The organism is Roseofilum sp. (assembly GCF_982964205.1).
The window spans coordinates 105,354-117,803 of record NZ_CEZBFX010000002.1; the positions used below are offsets into that span (position 1 = coordinate 105,354).

Here is a 12,450-nt window from a genome sequence, read left to right on the forward strand (position 1 = left end):
TCTTGATAAGTATTGGTAAAAGTGTCGAGATAATCCCCCAGGAGGGACATCGTATGTGGGGGGCGATCTTCGGCCGTTAGTTGTTCAAGTAGTCCGACTGCACGGCGAATCCGTTCTTGGTGATTTTGGGCTAATTCACAACAGATTAACACGAGCGATCGCGCCTCTTCGACATCGAGTTTTTTCCGGCCGCCACTCCCTTTGCGTAAGGGACTCGCTTGACGTAAACGCCACAAGCTGACGCGATCGCTAACTCCTGGTAAATTAAGTTTACTTGCTGCTTGTAGCATGGCTTCGGAGCCAATCCCCGCCAAGGCCTCCAGTGCCAGTAAAATCAGATCTAATTGGGTTTTAATATTGTCAAGTTGCTCTGGATCGGGGACTTGATCCAAGGGCAATTGGGACTTTGATTTAGGCGACTTCACGGGTGAAGGCATGATTTAAGCATAGGGCATGGTATTGATTCTAGTGTGAGTGTTACAGGTTTGGAAACCATTTGGGCAATGGAGCATGGGTCATGGGGAGAGTTAACGGAGATAGAATTCTCCTAGGGTTAAGCCTTCCATTAATCCAAAGGCCAGGATCGCGCTACCGAGCGGGACGGTTAAATTATCAATACCAAAGCGGGAAAACGCTTCTAAAATAGTGGCAAACAGAGCAACGATCGCTGAAGAAATCCAAATCAAGCTCACATTGCCATAAACCGGCAGCAAAATCACGACACAGATCAGATAACTGACCGCAAACATGGTTGTCGTTCCTTCCCAGGTTTTTTGAATCGTGCCTAGGGAATAGGGACGTGTACCAAAATTTTGCCCCACTAAGGCCGCTAGAGCATCGCCCCAAGTCATAATCAAAATGCCCAGAGCAGCATAATAGGGTTGATGCAACGGCCAAAAGAGGGCAATGAGCAGACCAATACTCACCGAGTAGAAAAATGTCCCCCAACTTTGGCGACCGATGCCATTAATGCCCGGTAGGATGGGGAAAGAGTAGGATAACAGGGCGATCGCACTAAATACAATCGAGGCAGCTATCCCCACCCAAGCAGGAATATCGAAGAACCAGGCCAACAGAATCACATTTCCTGAGCCAATATGAACCACCTTACGAATGATTTCCGCATTCGCCCAAGGATAACGACTCAGCCAGACCGAGGCAAAGAAGATGAATCCTAGCCATAGACTGATGGTGAGAAATTTTAGCTCTAAAGTAAAGACGGGGGAAATGGACACGATCGCCTACGGTTTCCAGTTTTCGACTGCTCTATGTCTGATTCTGCCAGAATTCGGCCCTAGGTGAGCTACATTTTCTCGTTATCCTGAAAATACTCAAGTCTGATGCCAACCCATGAGTACCCAAATCACTATTACCTTACCTGATGATGTTTATCTACAGGCTAAACGTTTTGCACAACTGGCTAACCGAGATTTAGCCAGCGTTTTAGCCGATACCATAATTTCCTTAATTCCACCCGTTAGGAGTAATGGATTAGATCTAAAATCCATATCTAGCCAGAAAAAGGTAGAGTTATACAACCCTCGTGAGCAACAATGGTCTTCCCATTTTACTGGGTCGGAAGATGGCACAAGGATTCAGGGGATTACAGCCTGTGGGCGAGCAACAGCGATCGCCTTAAAATTAAATAATCCCTATGCTGTAGCTGTAAGACAAGCTTGGGTTTCAGCCGGTTGGCATCCTCCGGAAGAGAGTTAATCAGATGCGCTCAACCTTGTGCCTCTCGATCTCCTACTGTTGAGTCTCTTCGCTCTCCTCCATTTCGGGTTCTCCCAGAATACGAGCTAAGGTCGCTCTTAAGGTTGCTGGATCTTGGGAAAAGCCTTCATGGGTGCGGGCGGCACAATGGAATTGAGCGCCTTGGGAACCGGTATTGGGCGCTAAAATCCAATCCACTTTGCCAGAGGCGATCCAACTTTGGAGTTGTTCATCTTGGCGGATAAATTTTTCCATTCCAGCGATCGCCGTTCCTTGAGCATGGGTGGGCGAAAAGGGAATTCGGGGTTTTTCTTCTAAGCTATGGGCGATCAAATAGAGTAGAGAGCGGTGATAAATGTTAGCGCATTGGTCGTTATTTTCCGCTTCATCAGTGAGGGTAAACAGGGTAAATTTGCCGATTTTGTTGTTGGCGATCGCCTGGCCATAACTTTCATGAAACGCTGATAGAGTGGAAGCAGGGGCCCAGAGGGTACAGGAGGCGATCGCCTGACCATAGCCCACATCTCCCTCCAGGAGGGAACCGCTAATTAAACCGTCTGTGGTTAACAGTTGTACCAAGGGTTCTAAGAGCAAACTGCCTAAACTATGACCAACGAGATGAATTTCTAGATTCGGCTCTTGTTTTTGCAATCGATCGATAAATTGCAAAATTAAGCGTATTCCCCCATTGTAGATTTTCGCTGCTTGTAAGGCTTTGGTTTTCAACACACTCCATTGAAGACTTCCCTCTGGACGGACAAGCGGTTCTAGGGCATCATCGAGGCGATCGAGCATAAAATCCTGATTGTCTTCTACTGTGCCTTCGGGTCGCCGCTGCTTTAAGCCATTTTGCAGAATCTGCGTTAACGTTGCACCATACTCATTATTCCAGAGGAAAGCAAGGGGATAAATTTCTTGATTGAGGAAGACTTGCCGCAAGTTGGTCATCGCTTCAACCACCTGGTCTTTTGACTGTAAACCCCCTGGGACAAATAGACAGAGGCGTTTTTTCTGCCAAGATTCGCTCATCTGGGGAAAGTCTTCGGTTAAAATTCTCTGGACAGCTTCAGAGGAGGTTGCATAGGTTCCATTGTCGCTTAATGCCCCATCTGCACCAATACTGATTAAGTGAGGACGCAAATTCGCATAGATAGCGCTGGTTTTTTGCTGACTACTGCGTGACTGAGATTTTCTGGGAATGGGATTATTGAGGATAATCGGAACCCCCAAACGCGCGACCCAAACATCAGTTCCGTTGAGCAGCCAATCATCATAGGCGATCAGAGCAAAGCCATTTTTGCCCCAGGTATTGCCCCAGGAGTTTTGGAACCAAAAGCCCCGTTCATCATAGCCCACTAGAGCAAAGGCATGGCCGCCTCGAATCGTTTCTTTGAGGGGGATCGCGCCATCTGAGTCGATTCTTTCCCAGCCTTCATGGACGAGTCCTGTGGCATAAAGGATTCCGACTTCTGCGATCGCACTATGCATGGCAACCAAGTCTTTATGATTCACCCGATAATAGGCTCCCAGGGGGCGTTGGGATGCATCCGAGGCTTGAGTTCCCGTCAGGTCTCGTTTCACTTTTCCGGAGCGATGGGTCCAGAGGCGATCGCTACACACTCCGTGTTTATGCCAGGCTTTCATGGCTCCTCTGGCACTCGATCCTTCGTAGTCTTCTCCCGGCCATTCATCGTAGCGTTTGGCCATAGCGTACAACATCCAGGGGCTAACTGGAGTCAGATTGTTTAACCCATAGCGTTTCGCCAGCAAATAATGGGCAACTGTAGCTAGGGCAAACCCAGTACAAGCCCCTTCCCGTCCTTGATCCAGAATGGGAATATTCAGTTTCCTGTATTCTTCCAGGTCGATGCGAGCCGGAACATCGACTAAGGTCGCTTCGTAGAGTTGGTCGCGAAAGTCGAGGGTATCGGGACGGGTGTCTAGGATGCGATCGACAACTTTGAGGATACTATGCATGAATGGGGAATACGGTATTAGCAACTGAGTTAATTTTATGGCTAACCTTAAACTTTAACCAGAATTTATTTACAAATCTAAAGATTTTCTGAAATTGTTACTACAATTACCAACAGAAATCACAAAAGTGGTATAATTTTCCAAATAAGTAAGATCTATCCAAAAAACAGTGGTAAATCACTCTAAGTTACTGATCGCAAATTTGCAAAAAGTCTCAAAACGGAGTGCGATCGCTGTATTTTGGATTGGACTTATAGTAATCATTGGCTGGTTTTTTGATATTGGATTCCTCAAAAGTGTGCTACCGGGTCTAGTGACCATGAAAGCAAACACTGCATTTTGCTTTCTTTTTAGTGGTATTTCCCTATGGGCATGGTATCAAGACCCAGGGACACATAAAACTCGTTTGACTTCCCAAAGTTCAGCAATTTTGGTATTTTTAATTGGTTTTTTGACCTTGATTCAATATGTCTCAACTATAGATTTTGGGATCGATCAACTGGTATTCAAAGATTCAGTAGATGCTGTTGCCAACGCTTCTCCGGGACGGATGGCAATCAACACTGCCTTAAACTTTTTACTGGTTGGATTAGCCTTAATCGCCATAGTTTTTCCCCGCAAAAATTATCTCAGTTCGCAAATATTGGCCCTAGGGGGCTTTTTAATTGCTTATTTAGGATTGCTGGGCTATCTTTACGGCAATGCTTACTTTTATAAATACGGTTCAGCCTTTAGTGCGATGGCTCTGCATACAACTATCGCTTTTCTCTTAAGTACCCTCAGCATCTTTCTGGCCAATCCCAAACGAGGATTAGCGTCATTAATCACCATGAACAATGCTGGGGGGATTTTGGCACAGCGCCTTATCCTTCCTGCTGTCCTGATTCCCCCATTTATTGGTTGGCTAATGTTATTGGGATATCGTGACAAAATCTACACTGCAGAATTAGCCATTTGCTTATTAGGCATTATCAATGTGATTGTATTTTCCAGCTTAATTGCCTGGAACGCCAGAGCGCTAGGAAAAATCGATCGCAAGCGCTTTGAAGCAGAAGCATCCTTAAAACGAGCCAATGAAGAGTTAGAGCTACGAGTTCAAGAAAGAACCCAGAAACTCGAACAGACTCTATTTGAACTGCGCAGTACCCAAACCCAGTTGGTGCAAACGGAAAAAATGTCCAGTTTAGGGCAATTGGTTGCTGGGGTTGCCCATGAAATTAATAATCCGGTTAACTTCATTTATGGGAACCTCACTCATGCCCAAAAATATACTGAAGATGTGTTGAATTTAATTGAACTGTACCAGAAATATTACCCCGAAATAGAAGAGGAAATAGAAGCAGAAATAGAAGCCATTGATCTAGAATTTATTAAGGAAGATTTGCCCTGCTTAATCGGCTCTATGAAAGTGGGTTCAGATCGGATTAAGGAAATTATTAAATCCCTACGTACCTTCTCACGAATGGATGAATCCCAGGTCAAAGAAGTGGATCTCCATGAAGGTTTAGATAGCACGTTAATGATTTTGCAAAATCGTCTGAAAGCGAAACCCGAACATCCAGAAATTCAGGTCATTAAAAACTATGGCGATATTCCTCGAGTTGAATGCTATGCAGGACAGCTTAATCAAGTCTTTATGAACTTGATCTCTAACGCGATTGATTCGTTGGATGAATATAATCAAAATCGTTCCTATGAAGAAATTAAGCAAAATCCCAGTTATATTCGCATTCACACTTACCCAGTCCAGAAGAGGGTAAAAATTGTGATTGAAGATAATGGCTTAGGTATTTGTGAAAAGTCCATTGAGAAACTTTTTGATCCCTTCTTTACTACGAAACCGGTGGGTAAAGGCACAGGTTTGGGTTTGGCAATTAGCTATCAAATTATTACGGAAAAACATCAGGGAGAACTGAATTGTTTCTCCCAACCTGGAAAAGGGGCTAAATTTGAGATGATGTTGCCTCTGGTTGTTGAGAATTGCGTTCTTCCGAGAACTTGAGATAAAATTACAGCACAAAGCGCTGTCATGGTCTTCCTAGAGTGACAGAAGAGGGGTAGAGTGCGAAGCCTTCTAGCAATAGAAAATGTCCCATAGCAGAGAAAGGGAGAGTTAGGACATTTTCTATTACCCATTGCCTATTGCCTCAAACCATAACCTAACTATCCTAACCAACTCCTTCTCTGCTAAGGTTTAATGGGTTTGAGCCAATTGTGGGCAAAGTCGATCGCCTCTGCTTGGGTGCTAACCTTGCCTTCAATTTGGGCGATCTGAATTTCGGTTAATAATTGACCGATTAACTTGCCTTTGGATAGATTAAGGGATTCAATCAAGGTATTACCCGCGATCGGGGGTTGGGGATAAACGACAGGATCGTTGGGATTGAGGAAGCGATCGCACAAGGGCGCAATCGCCTCCACAGCCACCCCTCTCACCCGTGCTAAGAGCATCAGTGTCGGAAAAACGGAACGGATCGCTTGGAAGAAAAAATACTGGTCTCGCAAGTCCATCTGTTGCGGGTAGAGGATATTTGGTAAGCGCTGCAAAACGGCGATCGCCGCACGAATTTCAGCACGACTCAATTTCAAGGATTTTAGTTCTACCTCAGCTTTTTGGACTTCTGGGGAGATAAACAGAATCAGTTTAGCTAAACTGATTCTATTGGTGGGTTGGCTGGCGAGAATGGGTTGATTAAAGTGTTCTCGTAATTGAGACCAGCGATCGCTCAATTCCTCTGCAATCCGATCCACCTGATGGACTTGAGTCACCCGCTCTGCACAGCTATGGGGAAACCAACCCGTTAACACTCCATCTTTCCAAGCCTTCTCCAGCGCTTCACTTCCCGAATGTAAATTCAGTAAATACCCTAACTCCATCCGTACCCGTTCGGCTGCGACTTGACGCAACTTTGGTGCTAACCTAATTAGGGTTTTTTGGGTTTCTCGGTCAAGGGTAAACCCCAATTGGCTCGCTTGGCGATAGGCTCGTAGCAGTCTTAGGGGATCGTCAGCCAAGTTTTGCGCCGATACCATACGGATGAGTTGGCGTTGTAAATCTTGACAGCCTTCCAATGGGTCTATTAAGGTCTGGGTAAACGGATTATAGGCGATCGCATTAACCGTAAAATCCCGCCGCTTTAAATCAAGATGTAGGGTTTCTCCCTCCTGTTGGGCAAAATCTGCTGTGGCATTTTCAAACACCACCCGCGCAATTTGCCGCCTGGCATCCAACACCACAAACCCCGCATCATAGAATTTAGCAATCTGACGCGCCGTTTCTACAGCATTTTCCGGCAGCACAAAATCCAGATCCAGATAATCCCGTTGCCGTTTCAGCAGGCTATCGCGCACCGCTCCCCCCACTAAACAAGTATCTTCGGGAAGCGATTCTAAATCAAAAGGCCAGGTTTCTGGACTAAGAGCTACACCAGTTAAGTCAAGCATGGTGAATTACAATCTGAACACATTTGGGCAATTTCAAGAAGGAATAGGTTAGATTAGCAGAGGGATACCAATTCCAGGTAAGTTGCTCTCAGCCAATGGTTAAGCCCAAACCGATCGAGAATTGGTATGAGGAAAGAGGAGCGTGCTTTATCCTTCTCTTTTTCTATTGTGATGTTTTAGCTTGATGTTGGCTTATGTGCATTTGTGTCAATTGCGAATATGTAGACCGTTGCCTTACCTATCATGCCGTGGAAGGTCAACACCAACAACCCCATCTGACGGAAAATCCAGATTTTGAAGCCATCAACCCTGAAATTAATGTCAATATCCGCCACCAGGGAGAGATCATTGAGATGGAGTGGGATGTGGTCGGATGTGAGAGTTTTAAACAAGAACAGGGTAAATGGTCAAGGTTACGTCCTGGGGAGTTGATTCCCACATAGTGTAGACACAGGGATGGGGAGATGCTCAAGACATGGAGAATTAGACAAGCCTAAATTATTGCCCTGTTCTTCTAGACTAAGCATAGAGCAATAGAAGTCTTAGTTTCCCCATCTCACGTCAATCATTAGACTTCTTGCAGAAGTCAGGGAATAGGGAATAGGGAATAGGGGTAAGAATGCAGGATTACTCCATTGCCATTTATTTTCTGCACAATTATGCAAGAGGTCTATTTTTGTGATTGGCGACGATTGTAACGTCGAACACTCTTTCTCACATGACTCAGAATATCAATTTTTCTAGGTGCCTCGCTTAGAAGCATTTTGGGATGTAGTTTTTCTACCCACTTCCGTAGTTCGGGGGAAGTCAGAGGGGCTAGATAATTACATATCTCCTGACATCCTTTAGAAGCTGCGTTCATCAGTGCATACTCATTCTGACGACTGATAGCATTGACATCAGCCCCAGACTCTACCAGTTTCTTGACGATATTCATATTACCAACTGATGCAGCCTCCATTAAAGCAGTTACTTCTTCATATTCTATAAACCTTAAATTGACATCTATTCCCCTTTCAATCAAGAAGCAGATAATATCTAGCCGCTGATAATGAACAGCTCTACCGAATATATGTTCGTTTAGACAATCAATTTCTGCACCTGCACTCAACAAGGTTTTGGCAACTTCTAAATGACCCAATGCAACAGCTACTCGCATTGGACTGCGTCCGTCAACATCTTTTTGACTTAGGTCAGCTCCACTTGTGATGAGGGATTGAACAGTCCTTGAATCCCCTGCTTCTATCGCTTCAAATAATACTGATTTTTCAGGCATTTTCTTGAGTGATTGATTACAGATGTTTAACCAATGAGTATTCATCCTAAATTAAGAACAGTAGAGGAATCATTATTGTTCTGGTTTAAATCCCACTAGGGGAACAAAATCATAGCCGAATCCGGTGAGATCGCCAGGTTGAACTTGTACTAACTGGAGGGCTTGATTGCGATCGCCTGATGGCAGAAACCGAATAGTTCCCGATGCACCACTGACCTGAAAATCCGGAGCCACCAGAGCTTTCTGGATACTGGAACGACTCGGTTCTTCGCCAGTGAGCGCCTCTAACAGCGCTTGAGCCGCATCATAGGCTAAGGCAGTGCGCCAATTCACCTGTGCGCTCCATAACTGGAGGCTGCTTTGGGCAAAAGCCGAGTTGGCATTGGCGACAAAATCCCAAGGGATAGCGACAACCATCCCCATTGCTTTTGCTCGTCCTGCTTTTAAGACTTCAGATCTGTATAAACTATCGCCTCCCAGCAGAGGTAATTTATGGTTATTAATAATGATCGCATCAAGGGCATCAGGGAATACCGTAGAATCCGAGGCAAGTAAAATCGCCTCAGCACCTTGAGCCATAACCTCTTCAATCGCTTGACTCGGATTAAACATGAAGCTGGCAAAGTCTATCTCGGTGACCACCTCACCGCCATCCGCAAATAGGGCGGTAGTAAAGCTATCTTTGAGGGATTGACTATAATTGCTGGTGGAGTTAAAAAATACAGCTACTTTTTGTTTTTGTAGATCTTGAAGTAAATAGCGAGCAAGAGTTGTCCCCGAAAAGCGATCGCTTGGAACAGTGCGGAAAATATAATTGCCTCTCCCCGATAACTCTACGGAAGTAGACGTAGGAGAAATCATTACCAATTGCCCATTTTCGTATACAGAAGCAGCCGCCAGGCTCACCCCACTACTATAGTGGCCAATGACTGCCAAAATGCGATCGTCAGCTACCAGTTTTTGGGCAATCTCAACAGCAGCATCTGGATTATTCGCATCGTCAGCAATTAAAATCTGTAGGGGAGTCCCTTGAATTCCGCCCTGTTCATTCATCTCTTGTTGCGCTTGAGCTACACCCCGCAGTAATTCTTGGGCAGCATTCAGTTGGGTGGTAATAGGGACAGATACAGCCAGGGTATAGGCTGTTTGCCCAGCAATGCGGGCGTTGTTCAGATAGATCAGCGCTTCAGGATCGTTACGATTGATGTTTAAAGAGTCTTCTAAATTGGCGATCGCCTCTTCCCAATTTCCTTGCGCTATCTGAGCGACTGCACTCCGTTTCTGGAGAGTTGCCCCTTGCGTAATTAACAACCGCTCTCCAGAACTGAGCCACTCCTCTACTTGAAAATCTACCATTTCCGGTGAAGGGGAACTGGCGATCTCCACCTCTGTCCGATTCAGAAACCACCATAAACCCAAACCCACTACGCCCAAACACACAATTAGGGCAACAACTAAGATTGGGGTGTCATTCTTTTGAGCCATCTGTTCTCTCCAGAATTCAAAGCAATTAAAAATTAAAGATTAGGTCTGATGCCAACTCTAGCGCTACGCACAGAGACTCTTCATCGATCATCGAAAGCAAGGATTATATCATTTCTCTATGAACATGCACTATAACTGAGCAATACAACAGAAAAAGTCAACAAAAACAGGGGGAGTTAGTAGATTACCCCTGTTTTTTTATAAGGCAATGGGATAACACTATTTATGGATAGTTCAAGAAAAGGACAAAACTGGGTTTTTCCTATTCCCCATTCCCCATTCCCCATTCCCTAGCACATAGCGCCCTATGCTTTAGCAGCAAAAATCTTTTCTAAGACCTCTTCCACCGCCTTATCCGGAGTAGAAGCACCAGAAGTAATACCGATTACAATCTCACCAGAAGGTAACCAAGTGTCAGCAATGGCGATCGCCCCATCCAACGGTTTATGTTCAATACGATTATCGGCCAAAATGCGAGCGCCCCCATCAATATGATAGGAAGGAATACCTCTGGCGATCGCAATTTCTTGTAAATGGGTTGTATTCGATGAATTAAAGCCACCAATGACCACCATCAAATCCATGGATTCTTCAACCAAGCCTAACATGGCATCCTGGCGCTCTTGGGTGGCATCACAAATCGTATTAAAACTATGAAAATGCTCCGTCAAGGTATCAGGGCCATACTTTTTCATCATTGTATGTTCAAACAACTTGCCAATCTGCTCCGTTTCACTTTTGAGCATGGTGGTTTGATTGGCAATTCCCACCGCGACTAAATCTCGGTCTGGATCGAACCCTTCGGAGCAAGCGCGACTAAACTTGTCTAAGAACTCCGTCTTATCTCCCCCATGAAGAATATAGTTACAGACATATTCTGCTTCTGCCCTATTCAGGACAATTAAATAGGTTCCTGCAAAGGAACTTGTCGCCACAGTTTCCTCGTGCTTATACTTGCCATGAATAATTGAAGTGTAGCTTTTTTTCTTATGTCTTTCTACCGTATTCCAGACCTTAGAGACCCAAGGACAAGTCGTATCCACAATTTTACAGTCCTTGTCATAGAGCTGCTTCATTTCCTGCACGCTTGCGCCAAAAGCCGGTAAAATCACCACATCTCCTGAGTTCACCACCGAGAAATCTTTAGTGTTCCCTTCAACCGGAACAAATTGCACATTCATCTGGCGCAAATGGTCATTAACGTCTGGATTATGGATAATCTCATTGGTAATCCAGATCTCTTCGGTGGGGAAATGTTCGCGAGTTTCATAAGCCATGGCTACTGCTCGTTCCACTCCCCAACAAAATCCAAAGGACTCAGCCAATCGGATGGTTACCTTTCCCTGAGTGAGCGTATAGTTATTCTCGCGCAACTGTTGCACCAGGGGACTTTGATATGCCGTGTTCATTAACTCAGTCACTTCCTCTTTGTGACCGAACCCTTTGCGATGGTAATTGTCAGATTTTTTGAGCGTGCTAGAAAAGGCTTTAGTATCCATGGATTAATGAGTGTCTGTGAGTTAGGGATAGCCCTGGCGAGAGTCTAGGTAATGTTGGCTGAACATTTGCATAGCCGTACTCCAAATCAAATAGCCTTGATGATTCAGATGTAAGCCATCAGTCGTTAACTCAGCCCGTAGACTCCCTTGTGCAGTTGCAAACAGGGGATATAAATCAAGATAATATACTCCGTGGGACTGAGCTAGGGCCCAAAGGTGTTGATTCAGTTGGCGAATTCGTTCATTCGAGACCGATAAAAGACGTTCTTTCTGTTCCCAAGTCGCCTGTGGCCCTTGATGGGGCAAGATAGATTGGATGACCAGTTTTGTCTGGGGGTGATTCCATTTCAGGTCTTGAATAATTTGCTTATGGTTATCCAAGATTTCGCGATCGCTCACTCCCTTGAGCAGATCGTTAATGCCAATTAGAATAAAGATCGTTTTAGGGTTCGTGCCATCTAAAAGAGGTAAACGGCGATATAACCCCCCAGAAGTTTCCCCAGAAATCCCCTGGTTAAGCCAAGTTCGTCCAGGAGGTAGCAAGGTTGGAGGAAACCATAAACTAATTGAGTCTCCCGCTAAAATGGATAAATTTTCCGGTTGTTGAGTCGCTGCAACTTGGGCTTCTCTAGCCAAGAGTTCCACCCATTCTTGATAGGTCAGGTGATGACTCTGAGGTTTATCGGGGGCTGGGGCTGGAGATGGGGATGAAGATGGGGTTGGAGCTGGGGTAGAACTCTGTTGCACACCCGTCTTCACTGAGACGATCTTGGCCTGAGCAGGGATACCAGAAGGAGTATCCGTTATTGGTCGGAGAGATCGCCCTTCGACCGACTCCATCTCACGCTGCCCCTGGATCAGTAATAAAGCTAAGACCACATTGGCAGATAGAGATAATCCTACCCAAATGGGAATTTTTTTTCTACGGTTGAACACAACCCTACACCGATTCAACAGACTCAATTACCAATCCCATGATAGGATCGGACGCTCAACAAAACAAAGCCGCTAAGGAAAATCTTTAATCCTTAGCGGTTCTCATCAGAGGAAATA

11 protein-coding genes are annotated in these 12,450 nt (G+C 45.2%); 3 read left to right on the forward strand and 8 right to left on the reverse strand.

Annotated elements, in window-relative coordinates:
* Both AC3A14_RS01115 and AC3A14_RS01120 read right to left on the reverse strand, forming a co-directional pair.
* Nucleotides 1-437, reverse strand: a 437-nt coding sequence (locus tag AC3A14_RS01115) for a DUF3038 domain-containing protein (protein ID WP_487778895.1), incomplete at its 3' end; no start/stop codon positions are given.
* A 90-nt stretch (nt 438-527) separates the two neighbouring features.
* Nucleotides 528-1,235, reverse strand: a complete 708-nt coding sequence (locus tag AC3A14_RS01120; RefSeq protein WP_318702090.1) for a diacylglycerol/polyprenol kinase family protein — start codon at nt 1,233-1,235, stop codon at nt 528-530.
* Between the two features lie 115 nt (nt 1,236-1,350).
* Here AC3A14_RS01120 and AC3A14_RS01125 point away from each other — a divergent pair, with 115 nt between their 5' ends.
* Entirely contained in the window at nt 1,351-1,716 is a 366-nt protein-coding gene (locus AC3A14_RS01125; RefSeq protein WP_318731947.1) for a hypothetical protein, read from the forward strand.
* Nucleotides 1,717-1,749: 33 nt separating this feature from the next.
* On the opposite strand, the gene AC3A14_RS01130 is transcribed toward AC3A14_RS01125, so the two are convergent.
* Nucleotides 1,750-3,693, reverse strand: a complete 1,944-nt coding sequence (locus AC3A14_RS01130; RefSeq protein WP_318731948.1) for a C1 family peptidase — start codon at nt 3,691-3,693, stop codon at nt 1,750-1,752.
* Nucleotides 3,694-3,862: 169 nt separating this feature from the next.
* On the opposite strand from AC3A14_RS01130, the gene AC3A14_RS01135 reads away from it, so the two are divergent.
* Complete coding sequence (locus AC3A14_RS01135; RefSeq protein WP_318731950.1) at nt 3,863-5,695, forward strand: sensor histidine kinase; 1,833 nt, start codon at nt 3,863-3,865, stop codon at nt 5,693-5,695.
* 185 nt (nt 5,696-5,880) lie between these two features.
* Here the strand turns inward: AC3A14_RS01135 and AC3A14_RS01140 are convergent, their stop codons facing one another.
* Complete coding sequence (locus tag AC3A14_RS01140) at nt 5,881-7,137, reverse strand: tRNA nucleotidyltransferase/poly(A) polymerase-related protein (protein WP_318731951.1); 1,257 nt, start codon at nt 7,135-7,137, stop codon at nt 5,881-5,883.
* 194 nt (nt 7,138-7,331) lie between these two features.
* On the opposite strand from AC3A14_RS01140, the gene AC3A14_RS01145 reads away from it, so the two are divergent.
* Nucleotides 7,332-7,580 (forward strand): Ycf34 family protein, encoded by a 249-nt coding sequence (locus AC3A14_RS01145; RefSeq protein WP_318702096.1) that lies wholly within the window; start codon nt 7,332-7,334, stop codon nt 7,578-7,580.
* Nucleotides 7,581-7,807: 227 nt separating this feature from the next.
* On the opposite strand, the gene AC3A14_RS01150 is transcribed toward AC3A14_RS01145, so the two are convergent.
* From AC3A14_RS01150 to AC3A14_RS01165, 4 genes are all read right to left on the reverse strand, one after another.
* The gene (locus AC3A14_RS01150; protein ID WP_318731952.1) at nt 7,808-8,413 is read right to left on the reverse strand and encodes an ankyrin repeat domain-containing protein; all 606 of its coding nucleotides are present in this window, start codon (nt 8,411-8,413) and stop codon (nt 7,808-7,810) included.
* Between the two features lie 72 nt (nt 8,414-8,485).
* Nucleotides 8,486-9,898: an ABC transporter substrate-binding protein gene (locus tag AC3A14_RS01155; RefSeq protein WP_318731953.1), complete on the reverse strand. Its 1,413-nt coding sequence runs from the start codon at nt 9,896-9,898 to the stop codon at nt 8,486-8,488.
* Nucleotides 9,899-10,203: 305 nt separating this feature from the next.
* A complete protein-coding gene (locus AC3A14_RS01160; protein ID WP_318731954.1) occupies nt 10,204-11,397 on the reverse strand; it encodes a 4-hydroxy-3-methylbut-2-enyl diphosphate reductase in 1,194 nt (397 codons plus the stop codon).
* A 21-nt stretch (nt 11,398-11,418) separates the two neighbouring features.
* Nucleotides 11,419-12,333, reverse strand: a complete 915-nt coding sequence (locus AC3A14_RS01165; RefSeq protein WP_318731955.1) for an SGNH/GDSL hydrolase family protein — start codon at nt 12,331-12,333, stop codon at nt 11,419-11,421.
* Nucleotides 12,334-12,450: the final 117 nt, after the last annotated feature.

Excerpts from the sequence above, each read along its gene's own strand:
- AC3A14_RS01140 (WP_318731951.1), bottom strand. The coding sequence starts at position 7,137 with ATGCTTGACTTAACTGGTGTAGCTCTTAGTCCAGAAACCTGGCCTTTT.
- AC3A14_RS01125 (WP_318731947.1), top strand. The coding sequence starts at position 1,351 with ATGAGTACCCAAATCACTATTACCTTACCTGATGATGTTTATCTACAG.
- AC3A14_RS01130 (WP_318731948.1), bottom strand. The coding sequence starts at position 3,693 with ATGCATAGTATCCTCAAAGTTGTCGATCGCATCCTAGACACCCGTCCC.
- AC3A14_RS01150 (WP_318731952.1), bottom strand. The coding sequence starts at position 8,413 with ATGCCTGAAAAATCAGTATTATTTGAAGCGATAGAAGCAGGGGATTCA.
- AC3A14_RS01145 (WP_318702096.1), top strand. The coding sequence starts at position 7,332 with ATGTGCATTTGTGTCAATTGCGAATATGTAGACCGTTGCCTTACCTAT.
- AC3A14_RS01160 (WP_318731954.1), bottom strand. The coding sequence starts at position 11,397 with ATGGATACTAAAGCCTTTTCTAGCACGCTCAAAAAATCTGACAATTAC.
- AC3A14_RS01155 (WP_318731953.1), bottom strand. The coding sequence starts at position 9,898 with ATGGCTCAAAAGAATGACACCCCAATCTTAGTTGTTGCCCTAATTGTG.